We start from the raw sequence: 17,261 nt of genomic DNA, 5'->3' as shown, positions 1-17,261 counted from the left end.
TCATATGACGGATCTGACCGGGAACGGCAGGATGCGCGGCATGCCACGACCCCATGGATTCACCTACGAGCGCCGCCACGACGGCTCCGTCGTCCTCACCCACCAGGGACGCGCCGCGGGCGTGCTGCGCGGCGGGCGCGCCGAGAAGTTCCTCGCGGAGGTGGAGGCGGGCGACCCCCAGCTGGTCATGGCCCGCTGGACGGGCTCGTACCGCTTCGGCAACGAACGGCAGGCCAGGAGCCACCCGCGTAACCAGACCGGCCGAACCCGGCGCGGGTAAGGGAACGGCAAAGGGGCCCGGATCGTTAGCCCTGGCATGACCGCAATGACCCCCGGCTCGAACATCCCTCTCACCGCCGCGCGCGTGGCGGTGGACGTGGCCGCCCCCGTGCGGCTCGACGTCTCGGGCCTGCTGCTCGGCGCCAACGGCAAGGTGCGCTCGGACGACGACTTCATCTTCTACAACCAGCCGGCCGGGCCCGGTGTCACCTACCGCTCCGGCGGCGGGACCGCGCCCGACGCGATCCTGGTGGACACCGGCGCCGTCCCGGCCGGCATCGAGAGGATCGTCGTCACCGCGAGCCCGGACGCCGCGGGCCAGACCTTCCAGGGCATCGAGCCCACGGCCACCATCCGGAACGCGGACGACGGCGCCGTGATCGCCACCTTCACGCCGCCGCAGCTGGCCACGGAGACGGCGCTGGTGGTCGTCGAGATCTATCTGCGCAACGGCGCGTGGAAGGCCCGCGCGGTGGGCCAGGGGTACGCGAACGGGCTCGCCGGCATCGCGACCGACTTCGGCGTCTCGGTGGACGACGAGCCCGCCGCCGCGCAGGCACCCGCGCCCGTCGCCCCGGCCCCGGTGGCCCCCGCGCCCGTCGCCCCGGCCCCGGCTCCGGTCGCACCGCCGGCGCCGCCCGCGCCGCCCGCCGCCCCGGTGGACCCGCGGATCGCGGCCCCGGCCGCCGCTGCCGCCCCCGTATCCACCGGCAAGATCAACCTCGACAAGGGCCGGGTCAGCCTCCAGAAGAACCAGACGGTGTCCCTGGTCAAGGGCGGCCGCCCGCTGCTCTCCCAGGTCAAGATGGGCCTCGGCTGGGAGCCCGCGTACCGGGGCAAGGACATCGACCTGGACGCCTCCGTCATCGCGTACGGCCCGCAGCGCAACCACCTGGACAGCTGCTACTTCGGCAAGCTGTCCATCCTCAACGGCTCGGTGAAGCACTCCGGCGACAACCTCACCGGTGAGGGCGCGGGCGACGACGAGGTGATCGTCGTCGACCTCGGCCGGCTGCCCGCCGACGCGACCGGTCTGGTCTTCACTGTGAACTCGTTCTCCGGCCAGAAGTTCACCGAGGTCGCCAAGGCCTACTGCCGGCTGATCGACGCGGCGACCGGCGAGGAGCTGGTCCGCTTCGACCTGACCACCGCCGAGCCGCAGACCGGCGTGATGATGGCCAAGCTGATCAAGCAGTTCTCCGGCGAGTGGGAGATGACCGCGATGGGCGAGTTCGTGAAGTCGCGGACCGTCCGGGGCATGGTGAAGCCGGCCGCCCAGGCACTCTGAGCGGCCGGGTCCCCCGGTCAGAACAGCGCGCTGTAGGCGTTGAGGGCGGGCTGGCCGCCGAGGTGGGCGTAGAGCACGGTCGAGTCCCGGCCGATCTCTCCCCGGTCCACCAGATCGACCAGACCCGCCATCGACTTCCCCTCGTACACGGGGTCGGTGACCATGCCCTCGGTGCGGGCGGCGAGCCGCATCGCGTCGAGGGTGGCCTCGTCCGGGACGCCGTACACCCCGGCGTGGTAGCGCTCGTCGAGCTCCACGTCGGCGGCCGTCACCTCGCGCTCGACGCCGATGAGGGCGGCGGTGTCCCGGGCGATCCGGGTGATCTGCTCGTGCGTCGGGACGGGCTTCGCGGAGGCGTCGATCCCGATGATCCGCCGGGCCGGACCGCCCTCCTCGGCGAGCGCGGCGAAGCCCGCGACCATGCCGGCCTGCGTGGAGCCGGTCACCGAGCAGACGACGACCGTGTCGAAGAGGACGCCGAGCGCGCGCTCCTGCTCGGCCACCTCGTACGCCCAGTTCGCGAAGCCGAGGCCGCCGAGCCGGTGGTCGGAGGCGCCCGCCGGGATCGCGTACGGCTTCCCGCCGCCCTCTTCGACCTCCCGCAGGGCCTGCTCCCAGCTCTCCTTGAAGCCGATGCCGAACCCGGCCTTCACCAGGCGCACGTCGGCGCCCGCGAGGCGGCTGATCAGGATGTTGCCGACCTTGTCGTAGACCGGGTCGGGCCAGTCGACCCAGCTCTCCTGGACGAGGACGCACGCGAGTCCGGCGCGGGCAGCGACGGCGGCGACCTGGCGGGTGTGGTTGGACTGGACCCCGCCGATGGAGACGAGGGTGTCGCAGCCCTGGGCGAGGGCGTCGGCGACCAGGTACTCCAGCTTGCGGGTCTTGTTCCCGCCGTAGGCGACACCGGAGTTGCAGTCCTCGCGCTTGGCCCAGAGGGTGGCGCCGCCGAGGTGGTGGGTGAGCCGTTCGAGCGGGTGGACCGGGGAGGGCCCGAAGAGGAGCGGGTAGCGGTCGAAGTCGGTGATCGGCAAAGCGGCTCCCGGTGGGTGACGGCGGCTGGTCGACGGTCCTGGACGCGCTACGGCCGTTCGGGAGGATCGACGGGTGCCGGGATGCCGGTGACCTCGGCCACCTCGATCGCGTCGTCCGCCAGTTGTTCGAGGGCGGCCCAGATCTCCGTGGTGACCCGCACCGCCTCCTCCGCGTCCCCCGCCGCGCACGCCTCGATGAGCCGGGCGTGCAGTTCGGCCGATCCGCAGCTCCCGGCGTCGCCGAAGAGACGCCGCTCGACGCGGCGGATCAGAGGGGTGTAGCGGGCGATGGTGGCGGCGGCGGCGTGGTTGCCGCTGGCGACGACGAGGACCTGGTGGAGCTCGTCGTCGGCGTCCAGGGCGGCTTCCACGTCGGAGGCGCGGACGGCCGCCGCGAAGCGCTCGTTGGCCTCGCGCATGGCCCGGATGCCCTCGGGGCCGAGCAGCGGCACGCCGGTCCGGGCGGCGAGTTCGTGCATCACCCGCACCACCGAGGCGGCGTCCCGGACGACCCGGCTGACCGGCCGGGTGACCCGGGTGTAGCTCTGCGGCTTGGACTCGACGAGCCCCTCGTCGCCGAGCCGGGCCAGGGCCTCGCGCACGGGTGCGCGCGAGAGCCCGAGCCGTTCGGCGAGATCCGCGTCCTTCAGCGAGGCGCCGGGAGCGAGGTCGCCGCGCACGATGGCCTCGCGCAGCGCCTCGTACGCCCGGTCACGCAGCAGGGTCCGGCCCACGGGCCGCAGTGCGTCCATGGACTGACATGTTAGATGTCAGTCCATGGAACTGACCAGAGATCAGTTTCGGCCTCAACTGTCTCAGCGGCGGGGCTGACGGCGCCAGGGACCGGTGATCGCCACCATGATGCCCGGGTCCTGGATGTTGGCGAACAGCGTGTCGCCGTCGGGCGAGAAGACGACGCCGGTGAACTCGCTGCCGTTGAGGTCGTTGCGGGCGATCGGGTAGGTGCGGCCCGAGTCGGTCGCGCCGAAGAGGTGCTGGACGCCCTCGCCGTCCTCGGCGATGACGAGCCCGCCGTACGGCGAGACGGTGATGTTGTCGGGGCCGTCGAAGGCGCCGTCCTCGTCCGGGGCCGCGTTCACACCGAGGAGCACCTTGAGGGTGAGGGTGCGGCGCTTCGGGTCGTAGAACCAGACCTGGCCGTCGTGCGCGGTACCGGGGCTCTCCTCGCGCGCGTAGGAGGAGACGACGTAGGCGCCGCCGTCGGCCCACCACATGCCCTCCAGCTTGCGGGCGCGGGTGACCTGGCCGGCCGCGAACTGCTTGCGGACGGGGGTGGTGCGGGCGTCGCGGTCGGGGACGTCGACCCAGTCGACGCCGTAGACGGTGCCGATCCGGGTGGCGCGGGACAGGTCGTCCACGAAGCGGCCCGAGGAGTCGATGCACTTGAAGGCCTGGAGCACACCGGCGTCGTCGGCGAGGGTACGGAGCTTCCCGCGGCCGTGCTCGAAGCCGTGCGGCGGCACCCAGCGGAAGAGCAGCCCGTTCGGGCCGGAGGCGTCCTCGGTGAGGTAGGCGTGGCCGCGCTTGGGGTCGATGACGACGGCCTCGTGGGCGTAGCGGCCGAAGGCCTTGACCGGCTTCGGGGCGAGGTTGGCGCGGCGGTCGCGCGGGTCGACCTCGAAGATGTAGCCGTGGTCCTTGGTCATGCCGTTCTTGCCGGCCAGGTCCTCGGTCTCCTCGCCGGTCAGCCAGGTGCCCCAGGCGGTGCGGCCGCCCGCGCAGTTGGTGGAGGTGCCGGCGATGCCGACCCACTCGGCGACGGTGCCGTCGCGGTGCACCTCGACGACCGTGCAGCCGCCGGCCGCGGCCGGGTCGTAGACGAGCCCCTCGGTGAGCGGGACGGGGTGGGCCCAGGAGGCGCGGGGGCCCTTGAGCTCGTGGTTGTTGACGAGGTACGTGGTGCCGCGCGGGCCGGCGAAGGCGGCGGTGCCGTCGTGGTTGGAGGGGGTGAACTCACCGGACTCCAGCCGGGTCACGCCGCTGTGGGTGACGACGCGGTACGAGAACCCCTCGGGCAGGGCCAGCATCCCGTCGGGGTCGGCGACCAGCGGGCCGTACCCGAGGGCGTGGCCATGACCGTGGCCGTGGCCGTGCTCGTGGCCGGCTCCGTACGCCTCCGGCTCGTCGGAGGCGAGCGCCTCGGGCGCGGTGGCGAGAGCCCCGACGACACCGGTGAGGGCGAGGCCCGCACCGGCGACGGCGGACTGCTTGGTGAACTCTCTGCGATTGAGCGGCATGGTGGTGGGGTCTCCCTGTGGTGGCCGGATCTCGCGGGCCACCCTCCCGCGCCCCCGCGAACACCGCCTGAACACCACGGGAACACCGCCCGGCATCCCGGGCGGCGCGCCCCCGCGGCCCGCGCGGGACACCGCGCCGCTTCGGGCCGCGTCAGGAACCCCGCGCCACGCTCCGGTGGAGGCCGGGGTCAGGAACCGTGACCCCGCTCCGCCACCGGCCGGCGTCAGGAACCCGACGCCCCCGCGCGGGAACGGGCCTTGAAGGCGGCCTTGCGGGCCTCCTTCGCCGCGGTCTTGTCCCGGTGCAGGCGGCCCATGGCCTCCAGGACCTCCGCCGTCGCCGGGTGCTCGACCCGCCAGGCCGCCTCGAAGAAGCCGCCGTGGCGGCCGGTCAGGCCCTCGATCAGCTCCTGGAGTTCCTCCAGGTCCCCGTCCGAGTCGAGCTGGGCCGCGATCGTGTCGATCGCCAGCCAGAAGATCATCGCCTCCGGGGGCGCGGGCACGTCCGACGCGCCGCGCTCGGCGAGCCAGACCCGGGCGAGGCCGCCGAGTTCCGCGTCGTCGAGGACCTCCCGTACGGCGGGCTCCGCCTCGGCGCCCACGAGGGAGAGGGTCTGCTGGCAGTGGAGGCGGCGGAGCGGGGAGCCCGCGTCGGCGCCCCGGGCGGCGTGCAGCAGCTCGCGGGCGGCGTCGAGCGCGTCGCGGCCGGCCAGCCAGGCGGCGGTCTCCTCGCGGGCGGCGGCCTCCGGGTAGCCGGCGATCCCGTCGAGGAGCGCGTCGGCGCCCTTGTCCGTCAGGTCGCCGACGGCGGGCGCGTCCACGCCGGCCTCCAGCATCCGGGCCCGGACGCCGTAGAGCCCGAGCGGGGTGAGCCGGACCATGCCGTAGCGGGTGACGTCCTCGTCGTCGACGGGCGGGGCGGGCTCCTCGCCCTCCTCGGCCATCAGGGCCTCGTCGACGGGCTGGTAGTCGACGAGTCCGATCGGTTCGAGCAGCCGGAACTGCTCGTCGAGCCGCATCATCGCGTCCGAGACCTGTTCCAGGACGTCGTCGGTGGGCTCGCCCATGTCGTCGGGGACGACCATCGACGCGGCGAGCGCGGGCAGCGGCACGGGGCCCTCGCCGGCTCCGCCCTCGCTGACGGTCAGCAGGTAGAGGTTGCCGAGGACGCCCTCCAGGAAGTCGGCCTCCACCTCGGGGTCCCAGTCGAGCGCCTCGAAGTCGATCTCGCCGTCCTCGCCAACGATCGCGTCGAGGTCGTCCAGGACGGGGGCGACGGCGTCGGCGAAGACGGCGTCGAACCCGTCCAGCCAGAGACCGAGGACGTCCTGGGGCGAACCGCCCGTGACCAGCGCGAGGTTCTCGCCGGGTCCGGCCCGGCCGGGGAGGTCGGCGTCCTCGCGCTCCTCGCCGTCCTCGACGGCGACGAGGCCCGTGTCGACGGCGAGCCGCCAGGCGTCGCCGGCCCAGGTCTCGCCGTCCTCGTCGTCGGTGAGGCCCAGGACCTCGGCGGCCTCGGGGAGTTGCTCGTCGACGAGCTCGCCGCCCGCGTCGACCCGGGTCTCGGGCCCGGCCCAGCGGGCGAGCCGGACCGCCTGGGCGAGGAGGGGGGCGGCCAGGGCGTCCCGCGCCAGCTCCGCGTCCGCACGCAGCCGAACGGGGGGAAGGGTGGGGTGCTCCGCTGACATCTGGGGGGTCTCCTCGACGCGTGCGTGGGTGAAGGCGATACGGGCTCAACGAGCGGTCCTTCAGGGTAGACGCATCCGGGACCCCGTCCGCCGGTTCACGTGCCCGTCAGCCTTCGTACACCCGTCGACTCTTGACAAGTGCAGTGCTCTCACAAGAGATTGACGCGCGTAGATTCATCTGCCGATCCTCCAAGCACCCTCGGAGCCTCTGATGTCTTCGTCCATACCGAGATTCGCCGCGGTCTCCGCGCTCGTCGCCTCCGCCCTCGCCGCCGGTCTGCTCGCCGGCTCGTCGAGCGCCGCGGCGGAGGACGCCGCCGCCGGCGTCCGCGTCCACGACATCCAGGGCACGACGCGCGTCTCCCCCCTCGTCGGCAAGCAGGTCACCGGCGTCACGGGCATCGTCACCGGCGTCCGCACCTACGGCTCGCGCGGATTCTGGATCCAGGACCCGGAGGCGGACGCGAACCCGGCCACCAGCGAAGGCATCTTCGTCTTCACCAGCTCCGTCCCGACCGTCGCCGTCGGCGACGCTGTCAGCCTGAACGGCACGGTCACCGAGTACGTCCCCGGCGGCCTGAACTCGGGCAACCAGTCCCTGACCCAGATCTCCAAGCCCGTGGTCACCGTGGTGTCGAAGGACAACCCGGTCCCGGCCCCGGTGACGATCGCCCCTTGGTCCGTCCCCGACGAGTACACCCCGGAGGGCGACCCGGCCGCCGGCGGCTCGATCAACGGCCTGACGCTGGACCCGGAGACGTACGCCCTGGACTACTACGAGTCCCTGGAGGGCACCAACGTCCGCGTCGGCACCTCGCGGGTGGTCGGCGCCACCGACCCGTACTCCGAGCTCTGGGTGACGGTGAAGCCCTGGGAGAACCGCAACTGGCGCGGCGGCACGGTCTACGGCTCGTACGAGTCCCAGAACACCGGCCGCCTCCAGATCCAGTCGCTGACCCCGATCGCCCAGCAGCCCTTCCCGAAGGCGAACGTCGGCGACTGGCTGACGGGCACGACCGAGGGCCCGCTCGACTTCAACCAGTTCGGCGGCTACACGCTGACGGCCCGCACGCTCGGCAAGGTCGAGGACAAGGGCCTGGAGCGCGAGACCACGGACAAGCAGCACAAGAACGAGCTGGCCGTGGCGACGTACAACGTCGAGAACCTCGACCCGACCGACCCGCAGGAGAAGTTCGACGCCCTCGCCAAGGCGGTCGTCGACAACCTCGCCTCGCCCGACATCCTGGCCCTGGAGGAGATCCAGGACAACAACGGCGCGAAGAACGACGGCACGGTCGCCGCCGACCAGACCGTCAAGAAGTTCACGGACGCGATAGTCGCGGCCGGCGGCCCGGCGTACGAGTGGCGCTCGGTCGACCCGGAGAACGGCAAGGACGGCGGCGAGCCCGGCGGCAACATCCGTCAGGTCTTCCTCTTCAACCCCGAGCGGGTCTCCTTCACGGACCGCGCGGGCGGCGACGCGACCACCGCCACCGCCGTGACGGGCTCGAAGGGCCGCGCCGCGCTGACCCTCTCCCCCGGCCGCATCGACCCGTCGAACGCCGCCTGGGAGGCCAGCCGCAAGCCGCTCGCGGGCGAGTTCGTCTTCCGCGGCCGCACGGTCTTCGTGATCGCCAACCACTTCGGCTCGAAGGGCGGCGACGAGTCCATCGTCTCGCACCACCAGCCGCCGAACCGTTCCTCCGAGGCGAAGCGTCTGCTCCAGGCGCAGGCCGTCAACGCCTTCGTGAAGGACATCGTCGCCCTGGAGAAGCAGGCCGACGTCCTGGTCGTCGGAGACATCAACGACTTCGAGTTCTCCGGGACGACGGAGGCGCTGACCGACGGCGACGTGCTGTACCCGGCCGTGAAGTCGCTGCCGCGCAGCGAGCGCTACTCGTACGTGTACCAGGGCAACAGCCAGGTCCTCGACCAGATCCTGACCAGCCCGGGCGTCCACCACTTCGAGTACGACAGCGTCCACATCAACGCGGAGTTCGCCGACCAGGACAGCGACCACGACCCGCAGGTCCTGCGCTTCCGCCCCTGACGCCCCGCCCCGTCACACGCCCGCGCTCGGACCGAGCGCGGGCGTGTACCGCCGCACCCGGCCCCCACGAGCCACGGACGGCGCCGGCTGGGAGACTTCGCGCCATGATCCTTCGCCCCGCCTGCCGCGCCGAACTGCCCGCCGTCCTCGCCCTGCTCGCCGACGAGGACAGGGTCGTGGACCCCGGTTCGGTCCGCGTGACCGAGGCGTACGAGCGGGCCTTCGCGGACATCCAGGGCGATCCGCGCAACGAGATGCTGGTCCTGGTGGACGGTGATCTCGTCCTGGGCTGCCTCCAGGCCACGTACATCCCGGGCCTCGGCAAGGGCGGCGCCGAGCGGGCCCTGATCGAGGCGGTCCGGATCAGGGCCGACCGACGCGGCGGCGGGCTCGGCCGCGAGCTGATGGAGCGGGCCGTGGCGCGGGCGAAGGAGCGGGGCTGCGCGCTCGTCCAGCTGACCAGCGACAAGCGGCGGACGGACGCCCACCGCTTCTACGCCTCGCTGGGCTTCGCGCGCAGCCACGACGGCTTCAAGCTGGCCCTCTAGGCCTGTCCGGCGCGCCCCGCCGGCCCTCCAGGGCCTGTCCGGCGCGCCGCGGCCCCGGCCCTGATCGCCGGACAGGCCCTAGCCGAGGAGATGCCCGCCGCCGTCGACGAGGAGCACCTCGCCGGTGATGTACGAGGCGTGGGCGAGGTCGAAGACGGCGCCTGCGATGTCCTCCGGGCGGCCGACGCGGCGCAGCGGGACGGCCCCGGCCACGTGCTCCTTGGCGGCGTCGGCGCCGTCCACCCCGTCGAACCAGGGGGTGTCGATGAGGCCGGGCGCGACCGCGTTGACGCGGATGTCGGGGCCGAGGGTCTTGGCCAGGAGCTTCGTCATGTGGTTGACGGCGGCCTTGGAGACGGCGTACGGGATGGAGCTGCCGCCCGGCCGGACGCCGGCCTGGGAGGAGACGGTCACGACGGCGCCGCGGGTCTTCCGCAGGTGCGGGACGGCGGCGGTGATCGTCTGCCAGACGCCGATGACGTTGACGTCGTAGAGGTGGCGCCAGACCTCGGGCGAGGCGGCTTCGAGGTCGTCGTGCGGGATGAACCGGGTGGTGCCCGCGCAGTTGACGAGGAGGTCGAGGCGGCCGTACGCCTCCACCGCGGCCTCGACGAGCCCCGCGGCCTGGGCCTCGTCGGAGACGTCGGCCCGGACGTAGACGGCGTCCGGCAGTGCGGCGGCGAGGGCCTCACCCGCTTCGGCCGACCGCGCGGAGTTGACGACGACCCGGAAACCGGCCTCGGCGAGCCGTCGGGCGACGGCTGCTCCGATGCCCGAGGACGAGCCGGTGACGAGTGCGACGCGCTGTCCGGCGGCCGTGCTGTGTGCGCTCATGCTGTGCTGCTCTCCATGTCCCCCTGTCGCGCCCGGCCGATCATGCCAGACGCCATCGTTCACAGAAACTGAATCCTCGAACCAAGCAGATCTAAGTGGACCTTCACGGTCGCTTCCGCACAGACTTCTCGAATGAACACTGAACGCCCCTTCGGGCGCGCCCTCTGCGCGATGGTCACCCCGTTCACCCCCACCGGCGCGCTGGACCCGGACGCGGCGGGGGACCTCGCCGCCCGGCTCGTCGCGGAGGGCTGCGACGGTCTGGTCCTCAACGGCACGACGGGCGAGTCCCCGACCACCACCGACGCCGAGAAGGCCGCGCTCGTCCGCGCCGTCCGCGAGGCCGTCGGCCCCGGCCCCTCGGTCCTCGCGGGGGTGGGCACCGCCGACACCCGGCACACGGCCGAGCTCGCCCGGCAGGCCGAGGAGGCGGGGGCGGACGGGCTGCTCGTCGTCACCCCGTACTACAGCCGTCCCCCGCAGGCGGCCGTCGAGGCGCACTTCCTGAGGGTCGCGGACGCGACCGGTCTTCCGGTGATGGTCTACGACATCCCCGGCCGCACCGGCACCCGGGTCGAGCCCGCGACGATGCGCCGGCTCGCCCGGCACCCGCGGATCGTGGCGGTCAAGGACTGCTCGTACGACCTGCTGGGCTCGGCCCGGCTGATCGCGGAGACGGGACTCGCGTACTACTCGGGCTGCGAGGAGCTGAACCTCCCGCTGTACGCGGTGGGCGGCGCGGGATACGTCAGTACGGTGGCGAACGTGGCGCCGCGTCAGCTGCGCGCGGTCCTCGACGCCTTCGACGCGGGCGACACCGCGGGCGCGGCCCGGCTCAACGCCCGCACGCTGCCGCTGGCCGAGCTGATGATGGCCGCGGGCCTGCCGGGCACGGTGACCGTGAAGGCGCTGCTCGGCGGCCCGCTGCGGGAACCCCTGCAGCCCGCCGGCCGGGAGGCGGCCGACGGGCTGCGGGCGGCGCACGAGGCGCTGGTTCAGGCGGAGTCGCTGGTCGTGGTGTGACCGAGGATCGCGGCGTGCTCCAGGACGTCCTCCAGCGGGTCGTCGATCTGCCCGGTGGAGATCAGCGAGACGTTCGGCCCGTTGTGCGAGTGGCTGTGCGTCTCGTCCGCCGCGGCCGTGCCGGCCGGCAGCAGGACCGCCGCCGCCGTGAGCACTCCGGTGACCGTGGACCTCGTCCTCATGCCGGCTCCTCGCCTCGTCCGCGTGCAGTGACTCTGCGTCCTGCTTAACGGAGCCCCGGACGCGGAGTCACCGGCCCGGCATCAGTTGTGGCTGTGCAGGATGTCGTTCAGGCCGCCCCAGACCGCGTTGTTCGGGCGGGCCTCGACGGCACCGGTGACCGAGTTGCGGCGGAAGAGGATGTTCGAGGCTCCGGAGAGCTCGCGGGCCTTGACGACCTGGCCGTCGGGCATCGTGACCCGGGTGCCGGCCGTGACGTACAGACCGGCCTCGACGACGCACTCGTCGCCCAGGGCGATGCCGACGCCCGCCTCGGCGCCGATCAGGCAGCGCTCGCCGATCGAGATGACGACGTTGCCGCCGCCGGAGAGCGTGCCCATGGTGGAGGCGCCGCCGCCGATGTCGGAGCCGTTGCCGACGACGACACCGGCGGAGATGCGGCCCTCGACCATCGAGGTGCCGAGGGTGCCGGCGTTGAAGTTGACGAAGCCCTCGTGCATGACGGTGGTGCCGGCGGCGAGGTGGGCGCCGAGGCGGACGCGGTCGGCGTCGGCGACGCGGACCCCGGCGGGCACGACGTAGTCGGTCATGCGCGGGAACTTGTCGATCGAGGTCACCTGGAGGTGCAGGCCCTCGGCGCGGGCGTTGAGCCGGACCTTCTCGATGTCGTCGACGGCGACCGGACCGAGCGAGGTCCAGGCGACGTTGGCGAGCAGGCCGAAGACGCCGTCCAGGCTCTGGCCGTGCGGCTTGACCAGCCGGTGGCTCAGCAGGTGGAGGCGCAGGTAGGCGTCGTGGGCGTCGAGCGGCTTCTCGTCGAGCGAGGCGATGACGGTACGGACGGCGACCACCTCGACGCCGCGGCGGGCGTCCACGCCGAGGGCCTTGGCGGCGCCTTCGCCGAGGGCGTTGACGGCCTCGTCGGCGCCGAGGCGCTCGGTGCCGGCGGGGCCGGCGGCTTCGGTCAGCTCGGGGGCGGGGAACCAGGTGTCGAGAACGGTGCCGTCGCCGGCGATGGTGGCGAGGCCGGCGGCGACGGCGCCGGTGGTGCGAGGAGCAGTGGTCATGACGGAAAACCTAACCGGCGGGTCCCCGCCCGGGCCAACCGGTCTCAGGTGTCGGTCGAGTCCGTCGGCGGTTCCGACGAGCCCGCGGGCGGTGACTTCGGTCCTTCGTTCAGGACCCGCGCGAGGATCACGCGCGCGTACTCCTCGTCGTAGCGGCCGTCGGTGAGCAGGACCTGGAGGCAGATGCCGTCCATGACGGCGACCAGGGCCCGGGCGCTCACGGGGTCGGTGCGGTGGGCCAGGGCGGCGACGACGGACTCGGTCCACTCGGCGGCGACCGGGCGCAGGGCGGGGCGCCGCAGGGCGGCGAGGTAGAGCTCGTACTCCAGCTCCACGCGGGCGCGTTCGCCGCCCAGCCACTCCCCCAGGAGCCGGGCGAGCGCGACGGCGAGCCGGGTGTCCGGGTCGGTGAGGGCGGGGTGCTCGCGGAGCAGCCGCCCGAAGCCCTCGTTGGCCTTGCGGAGCGCCGCGACGAGGAGTTCGTCGAGGGAGGCGAAGTGGTACGTGGTGGAGCCGAGCGGCACGTCGGCCTCCGCGGCCACCGTGCGGTGGCTGAGGCCGCCGATCCCGGCGCGCCCGACGACGGCGAGGGCGGCGTCGACGATCCGCTCGCGCCGCCCGGGGTCGTACCTCCGGGGCCGGGCCATCAGTGCGCGCCGCCCAGGTTGAGTACGGCGACCCCGGCGATGATGAGGACGATTCCGGCGATCTTGGCGGCGTTGAGGCTCTCGCCGAGGAAGAGGAAGCCGATGACGGCGACGGCGGCGGTGCCGACCCCGGACCAGATGGCGTAGGCGGTGCCGACCTGGAGCGTCTTGAGCGCCTGGGCGAGGAGCGCGAAGGCGATGAGATAGCCCGCGCCGGTGACGAGGGAGGGCCAGAGCTTCGTGAAGCCCTCGCTGTACTTCATGGAGGTGGTGGCGAGTATCTCCGCCGCGATGGCGCCCGCAAGCAGTCCGTAGCCCATGTGTACGAGCGTACCCAACGGTGCGTACGGGTGTACGCAACGGCCCCCGATACGGTGTCCCGCATGACGTATCCCCCAGGTCCGCCAGGACCGCCCTACGGCTACGGCTATCCGCCGCCGCCCCCGCCGCCGAAGCCGGGCGTGATACCCCTGGCGCCGGTCGGCTTCAGCACGATCCTGACCGGCGCCTTCGCCACGTTCGGCCGCTACTGGAAGCAACTGCTCGGGGTGGCGGGAGCCGTCTACGGCGTCGCGATCCTGATCGTCGGCGCGGCGGTCGGCATCGCCTACGCGGCCGTCGGCGACGCCTTCCCCGCCGTGTTCGACCTGCCGGCGGGCCAGGAGCCCCGCTGGGAGGACGTCCGGCCGCTGATCACCGCCTTCGTCTGCGTCTGGCTCGCCGCCATGATCGCGATCCTCGTCGCCAACACCGTCGTGGCAGCCGCCTGCCCGGCCGTGGTCCAGGAGGCGGTCCTCGGCCGTCCCACGACCTTCCGCGCGGTCTGGCGCCGGGCCTGGTCCCGGACACCGGCCGTCTTCGGCACCGTCCTGCTGACCTCGGTGGCGCTGCTGCTCCCGGCCGTCCTGTTCCTGGTCGCCTTCGTCGCCCTGACCGTGGCGCTGCTCGCGATCGAGACCGGCCCGCTGATCGCGCCGTTCCTGGCGCTCGCGGGCGCGACGGTCACCCTGCCGCTCGCCCTGTGGATCTGGGTGAAGTTCAGCCTGGCCCCGGCGGCGGCCGTGATCGAGGGCCAGGGCGCCCTCTCCTCGATGCGCCGCTCCTCGTCCCTGGTCCGGGGCTCCTGGTGGCGGATGTTCGGCTGCCTGCTCGCCGCCGGGGTGATGGCCGCCGTGGTGAGCTGGCTGATCCAGCAGGTCTTCTCGCTCGTGCTCTCGGCGCCGCTGGCGACCATGGACTTCTCCGGCAGCGATCCCAACGCCCTGCTCGCCTCCTTCCTGGTCCTCTTCGCCTTCCTCGCCGTGAGCCAGCTGATCAGCCAGGGCATCGTCTCGGTCTTCCCGCCGCTGATCACCGCCCTGCTCTACGTCGACCAGCGCGTCCGCAAGGAGAACCTGGCCCCGGAACTGGCCCGCGCGGCCGGACTCCTCTAGACGCACGGAACGGCCGCCGGACACGCGTACGGCGGCCGGACACGCGGAACGGCCGCGCCCCGGAGGGCGCGGCCGTTCTCACGTACACCTGCGATCAGACGTTGAAGCCGAGCGCGCGCAGCTGCTCGCGGCCGTCGTCCGTGATCTTGTCCGGGCCCCACGGGGGCATCCAGACCCAGTTGATCTTGAGCTCGCTGACGATGCCGTCCGTCGCGGACTTCGCCTGGTCCTCGATCACATCGGTCAGCGGACAGGCCGCCGACGTCAGGGTCATGTCCAGCGTCGCGACGTTCGAGTCGTCGATGTGGATGCCGTAGATCAGGCCCAGGTTGACGACGTCGATGCCCAGCTCGGGGTCGACGACGTCGTACAGCGCCTCACGGACTTCTTCCTCGGAGGCCGGCTTCATCGTGGCCTCGGCGTTCTCGGTCATGCCGACTTCCTCTCCGCGTCACCCAGCGCCTGGGCGGTCGCGTCCTTCCACGCCATCCAGCTGAGCAGCGCGCACTTCACACGGGCCGGGTACTTGGAGACCCCGGCGAACGCGACCGCGTCCTCCAGGACCTCCTCCATCGCGTCGTCCGGCTCGATCTGGCCCTTGGACTGCATCAGCTCCAGGAAGGTGCCCTGGATCTTCTGCGCCTCGGCCAGCTCCTTGCCGACGAGCAGCTCGTTGAGGACGGAGGCCGAGGCCTGGCTGATGGAGCAGCCCTGGCCCTCGTACGACACGTCCTCGATGCGCGAGCCGTCGTACTTCACGCGGAGCGTGATCTCGTCGCCGCACGTCGGGTTGACGTGGTGCACCTCGGCGTCGCCGTCCCGAAGACCGCGCCCGTGCGGGTGCTTGTAGTGGTCCAGGATGACGTCCTGGTACATCGAATCCAGCTTCACGAGCCGTCCCCTAGCCGAAGAAGTTCCGTACGTGCTCCAGACCCGCGACCAGGGCGTCGACCTCGGCCGGGGTGGAGTACAGATAGAACGACGCCCGCGTGGTCGCAGGAATTCCGTACCGCAGACAGACCGGCCGCGCGCAGTGGTGGCCGACCCGGACCGCGATGCCCTCTTCGTCGAGCACCTGGCCCACGTCGTGCGGGTGGATGTCGCCCAGCGTGAAGGAGATCGCCGCGCCGCGGTCCTCGGCCGTGGTGGGGCCGATGATCCGCAGGTCGGGCACCTCCTGGAGGCGCCGGACGGCGTACTCGGTGATCGCGTGCTCGTGGCGCGCGATGTTCTCCATGCCGATCGCCGACAGGTAGTCCACGGCCGCGCCGAGGCCGACGGCCTGGGCGATCGGGGGCGTACCCGCCTCGAACTTGTGCGGGGCCGGCGCGTACGTCGAGGAGTGCATCGAGACGGTCTCGATCATCTCGCCGCCGCCGAGGAAGGGCGGGAGGTCCTCCAGGAGCTCCTGCCGTCCCCACAGCACGCCGATGCCGGTCGGGCCGCACATCTTGTGGCCGGTGAAGGCCACGAAGTCGGCCTGGAGCGCCTGCACGTCCAGGACCATGTGCGGGGCCGCCTGGGAGGCGTCGATGCAGACGAGCGCACCGACCTCCTGGGCGCGGCGGATGATCGTCTCCACCGGGTTGATCGTGCCCAGCAGGTTCGAGACCAGCGTGAACGAGACGATCTTGGTCTTCTCGGTGATGACCTCTTCGATGTTCGAGAGGTCGAGACGGCCGTCGTCGGTGAGGCCGAACCACTTCAGCTTCGCGCCCGTGCGCTGCGAGAGCAGCTGCCACGGCACGATGTTGGAGTGGTGCTCCATCTCCGTGATGGCGATCTCGGTCTCGTGGTCCACGCGGTAGGGCTCGTCGGCCCAGCCCAGCATGTTGGCCACGAGGTTGAGCGACTCGGAGGCGTTCTTGGTGAAGATCACCTCGTCGCGGCTCGGGGCGTTGATGAAGGCCGCGACCTTGTCACGGGCGCCTTCGTACAGCGCCGTCGCCTCCTCGGCGACCGTGTAGACGCCGCGGTGGACGTTGGCGTTGTGACGCTCGTAGTACTCGTTGAGCGCGTCGAGGACCTGCCGCGGCTTCTGCGAGGTCGCGGCGGAGTCGAGGTACACGATCTTCTTGCCGTCGTGGACCACGCGATCCAGGAGCGGGAAGTCCTTGCGGATCGCCTCGGTGTCGAGGAGGCCGGAGAGCCCCTGATGGGCAGAAGTCACGCGGACGCGCCACCCTTCACGTACTTGTCGTAGCCCTCGTTCTCGAGCTGGTCGGCGAGCTCGGCGCCGCCGGACTCGGCGATGCGGCCGTTCGCGAAGACGTGCACGAAGTCGGGCTTGATGTAGCGCAGGATGCGCGTGTAGTGGGTGATCAGCAGGGTGCCGACCTCACCGGTCTCGCGGACGCGGTTGACGCCCTCGGAGACGATGCGCAGGGCGTCGACGTCGAGGCCCGAGTCGGTCTCGTCGAGGATCGCGATCTTCGGCTTGAGGAGCTCCAGCTGGAGGATCTCGTGGCGCTTCTTCTCACCGCCGGAGAAGCCCTCGTTGACGTTGCGCTCGGCGAAGGCCGGGTCCATCTGGAGCTGCTCCATCGCGGACTTGACCTCCTTCACCCAGGTGCGCAGCTTGGGCGCCTCGCCGCGGACGGCGGTGGCGGAGGTGCGCAGGAAGTTGGAGACCGAGACGCCGGGGACCTCGACCGGGTACTGCATGGCGAGGAAGACGCCGGCGCGGGCGCGCTCGTCGACCGACATCTCCAGGACGTCCTCACCGTCGAGGGTGACGGTGCCGCCGGTGACCGTGTACTTCGGGTGACCGGCGAGGGAGTACGCCAGGGTCGACTTGCCGGAGCCGTTGGGGCCCATGACGGCGTGGGTCTCGCCCTGCTTGATGGTCAGGTCGACGCCCTTGAGGATCTCGCGGGGGCCGTTCTCCGCCTCGACGGAGACGTGCAGGTCGTGGATTTCAAGCGTAGCCATG

The 17,261-nt window shown here is 72.1% G+C and carries 19 protein-coding genes; 6 read left to right on the top strand and 13 right to left on the bottom strand.

Features of this window, described 5'->3' with window-relative positions:
* Positions 1-40 precede the first annotated feature (40 nt).
* The gene (locus tag IE237_RS15175; RefSeq protein ID WP_189802431.1) at positions 41-280 is read left to right on the top strand and encodes a hypothetical protein; all 240 of its coding nucleotides are present in this window, start codon (positions 41-43) and stop codon (positions 278-280) included.
* Positions 281-316: 36 nt separating this feature from the next.
* On the top strand, positions 317-1,567 hold the full coding sequence (locus tag IE237_RS15170) for a TerD family protein (protein ID WP_189802430.1): 1,251 nt from the start codon (positions 317-319) through the stop codon (positions 1,565-1,567).
* A gap of 17 nt (positions 1,568-1,584) precedes the next feature.
* On the opposite strand, the gene IE237_RS15165 is transcribed toward IE237_RS15170, so the two are convergent.
* From IE237_RS15165 to IE237_RS15150, 4 genes are all read right to left on the bottom strand, one after another.
* The gene (locus IE237_RS15165) at positions 1,585-2,601 is read right to left on the bottom strand and encodes a 1-aminocyclopropane-1-carboxylate deaminase (RefSeq protein ID WP_189802429.1); all 1,017 of its coding nucleotides are present in this window, start codon (positions 2,599-2,601) and stop codon (positions 1,585-1,587) included.
* Between the two features lie 47 nt (positions 2,602-2,648).
* On the bottom strand, positions 2,649-3,353 hold the full coding sequence (locus tag IE237_RS15160) for a GntR family transcriptional regulator (protein ID WP_189802428.1): 705 nt from the start codon (positions 3,351-3,353) through the stop codon (positions 2,649-2,651).
* Positions 3,354-3,416: 63 nt separating this feature from the next.
* Positions 3,417-4,859, bottom strand: a complete 1,443-nt coding sequence (locus IE237_RS15155) for an alkaline phosphatase PhoX (protein ID WP_189802427.1) — start codon at positions 4,857-4,859, stop codon at positions 3,417-3,419.
* A gap of 224 nt (positions 4,860-5,083) precedes the next feature.
* Positions 5,084-6,547, bottom strand: a complete 1,464-nt coding sequence (locus IE237_RS15150; protein WP_189802426.1) for a hypothetical protein — start codon at positions 6,545-6,547, stop codon at positions 5,084-5,086.
* Between the two features lie 211 nt (positions 6,548-6,758).
* Here IE237_RS15150 and IE237_RS15145 point away from each other — a divergent pair, with 211 nt between their 5' ends.
* Both IE237_RS15145 and IE237_RS15140 read left to right on the top strand, forming a co-directional pair.
* A complete protein-coding gene (locus IE237_RS15145; protein ID WP_189802425.1) occupies positions 6,759-8,597 on the top strand; it encodes a DUF8508 domain-containing protein in 1,839 nt (612 codons plus the stop codon).
* Between the two features lie 104 nt (positions 8,598-8,701).
* Positions 8,702-9,145, top strand: coding sequence for a GNAT family N-acetyltransferase (locus IE237_RS15140; RefSeq protein ID WP_189802424.1), 444 nt, complete (start codon positions 8,702-8,704; stop codon positions 9,143-9,145).
* A gap of 78 nt (positions 9,146-9,223) precedes the next feature.
* On the opposite strand, the gene IE237_RS15135 is transcribed toward IE237_RS15140, so the two are convergent.
* The gene (locus IE237_RS15135; RefSeq protein WP_189802423.1) at positions 9,224-9,979 is read right to left on the bottom strand and encodes an SDR family NAD(P)-dependent oxidoreductase; all 756 of its coding nucleotides are present in this window, start codon (positions 9,977-9,979) and stop codon (positions 9,224-9,226) included.
* Between the two features lie 132 nt (positions 9,980-10,111).
* Here IE237_RS15135 and dapA point away from each other — a divergent pair, with 132 nt between their 5' ends.
* Entirely contained in the window at positions 10,112-11,002 is an 891-nt protein-coding gene (gene dapA, locus IE237_RS15130; RefSeq protein ID WP_189802422.1) for a 4-hydroxy-tetrahydrodipicolinate synthase, read from the top strand.
* Here dapA and IE237_RS15125 read toward each other — a convergent pair.
* The 4 genes from IE237_RS15125 to IE237_RS15110 all read right to left on the bottom strand — a co-directional run bounded on the left by IE237_RS15125 (position 10,975) and on the right by IE237_RS15110 (position 13,216).
* A complete protein-coding gene (locus IE237_RS15125) occupies positions 10,975-11,184 on the bottom strand; it encodes a hypothetical protein (protein ID WP_189802421.1) in 210 nt (69 codons plus the stop codon). The genes dapA and IE237_RS15125 overlap by 28 nt on opposite strands.
* Before the next feature lie 81 nt (positions 11,185-11,265).
* On the bottom strand, positions 11,266-12,249 hold the full coding sequence (dapD, locus tag IE237_RS15120) for a 2,3,4,5-tetrahydropyridine-2,6-dicarboxylate N-succinyltransferase (protein WP_189802420.1): 984 nt from the start codon (positions 12,247-12,249) through the stop codon (positions 11,266-11,268).
* Between the two features lie 44 nt (positions 12,250-12,293).
* A complete protein-coding gene (locus tag IE237_RS15115; protein WP_189802419.1) occupies positions 12,294-12,896 on the bottom strand; it encodes a TetR/AcrR family transcriptional regulator in 603 nt (200 codons plus the stop codon).
* Entirely contained in the window at positions 12,896-13,216 is a 321-nt protein-coding gene (locus IE237_RS15110) for a DMT family transporter (RefSeq protein WP_189802418.1), read from the bottom strand. The genes IE237_RS15115 and IE237_RS15110 overlap by 1 nt, the downstream gene beginning before the upstream one ends.
* A gap of 63 nt (positions 13,217-13,279) precedes the next feature.
* Between IE237_RS15110 and IE237_RS15105 the strand changes: the two genes are divergently transcribed.
* On the top strand, positions 13,280-14,329 hold the full coding sequence (locus IE237_RS15105) for a DUF7847 domain-containing protein (RefSeq protein ID WP_189802417.1): 1,050 nt from the start codon (positions 13,280-13,282) through the stop codon (positions 14,327-14,329).
* A 94-nt stretch (positions 14,330-14,423) separates the two neighbouring features.
* Here the strand turns inward: IE237_RS15105 and IE237_RS15100 are convergent, their stop codons facing one another.
* From IE237_RS15100 to sufC, 4 genes are read right to left on the bottom strand one after another with little or no spacing between them, the layout of a single operon-like run.
* Positions 14,424-14,762 (bottom strand): metal-sulfur cluster assembly factor, encoded by a 339-nt coding sequence (locus tag IE237_RS15100; RefSeq protein ID WP_030205917.1) that lies wholly within the window; start codon positions 14,760-14,762, stop codon positions 14,424-14,426.
* On the bottom strand, positions 14,759-15,220 hold the full coding sequence (sufU, locus tag IE237_RS15095) for a Fe-S cluster assembly sulfur transfer protein SufU (RefSeq protein WP_041128635.1): 462 nt from the start codon (positions 15,218-15,220) through the stop codon (positions 14,759-14,761). The genes IE237_RS15100 and sufU overlap by 4 nt, the downstream gene beginning before the upstream one ends.
* Before the next feature lie 10 nt (positions 15,221-15,230).
* A complete protein-coding gene (locus IE237_RS15090) occupies positions 15,231-16,499 on the bottom strand; it encodes a cysteine desulfurase (protein WP_056646030.1) in 1,269 nt (422 codons plus the stop codon).
* Positions 16,496-17,260, bottom strand: coding sequence for a Fe-S cluster assembly ATPase SufC (gene sufC, locus IE237_RS15085; RefSeq protein ID WP_017238623.1), 765 nt, complete (start codon positions 17,258-17,260; stop codon positions 16,496-16,498). Before sufC ends, IE237_RS15090 begins: the two co-directional genes overlap by 4 nt.
* Between the last annotated feature and the right edge of the window lies 1 nt (position 17,261).

Origin of the sequence: Streptomyces tanashiensis, assembly GCF_014648895.1 — a bacterium.
Classification (GTDB): domain Bacteria; phylum Actinomycetota; class Actinomycetes; order Streptomycetales; family Streptomycetaceae; genus Streptomyces; species Streptomyces tanashiensis.
Note: the sequence above shows the minus strand (reverse complement) of the source record. Positions and strands in the feature narration are given on the sequence as shown.

Excerpts from the sequence above, each read along its gene's own strand:
- IE237_RS15175 (WP_189802431.1), top strand. The coding sequence starts at position 41 with ATGCCACGACCCCATGGATTCACCTACGAGCGCCGCCACGACGGCTCC.
- IE237_RS15170 (WP_189802430.1), top strand. The coding sequence starts at position 317 with ATGACCGCAATGACCCCCGGCTCGAACATCCCTCTCACCGCCGCGCGC.
- IE237_RS15160 (WP_189802428.1), bottom strand. The coding sequence starts at position 3,353 with ATGGACGCACTGCGGCCCGTGGGCCGGACCCTGCTGCGTGACCGGGCG.
- IE237_RS15155 (WP_189802427.1), bottom strand. The coding sequence starts at position 4,859 with ATGCCGCTCAATCGCAGAGAGTTCACCAAGCAGTCCGCCGTCGCCGGT.
- IE237_RS15150 (WP_189802426.1), bottom strand. The coding sequence starts at position 6,547 with ATGTCAGCGGAGCACCCCACCCTTCCCCCCGTTCGGCTGCGTGCGGAC.
- IE237_RS15145 (WP_189802425.1), top strand. The coding sequence starts at position 6,759 with ATGTCTTCGTCCATACCGAGATTCGCCGCGGTCTCCGCGCTCGTCGCC.
- IE237_RS15140 (WP_189802424.1), top strand. The coding sequence starts at position 8,702 with ATGATCCTTCGCCCCGCCTGCCGCGCCGAACTGCCCGCCGTCCTCGCC.
- IE237_RS15135 (WP_189802423.1), bottom strand. The coding sequence starts at position 9,979 with ATGAGCGCACACAGCACGGCCGCCGGACAGCGCGTCGCACTCGTCACC.
- dapA (WP_189802422.1), top strand. The coding sequence starts at position 10,112 with ATGAACACTGAACGCCCCTTCGGGCGCGCCCTCTGCGCGATGGTCACC.
- IE237_RS15125 (WP_189802421.1), bottom strand. The coding sequence starts at position 11,184 with ATGAGGACGAGGTCCACGGTCACCGGAGTGCTCACGGCGGCGGCGGTC.
- dapD (WP_189802420.1), bottom strand. The coding sequence starts at position 12,249 with ATGACCACTGCTCCTCGCACCACCGGCGCCGTCGCCGCCGGCCTCGCC.
- IE237_RS15115 (WP_189802419.1), bottom strand. The coding sequence starts at position 12,896 with ATGGCCCGGCCCCGGAGGTACGACCCCGGGCGGCGCGAGCGGATCGTC.
- IE237_RS15110 (WP_189802418.1), bottom strand. The coding sequence starts at position 13,216 with ATGGGCTACGGACTGCTTGCGGGCGCCATCGCGGCGGAGATACTCGCC.
- IE237_RS15105 (WP_189802417.1), top strand. The coding sequence starts at position 13,280 with ATGACGTATCCCCCAGGTCCGCCAGGACCGCCCTACGGCTACGGCTAT.
- IE237_RS15100 (WP_030205917.1), bottom strand. The coding sequence starts at position 14,762 with ATGACCGAGAACGCCGAGGCCACGATGAAGCCGGCCTCCGAGGAAGAA.
- sufC (WP_017238623.1), bottom strand. The coding sequence starts at position 17,260 with ATGGCTACGCTTGAAATCCACGACCTGCACGTCTCCGTCGAGGCGGAG.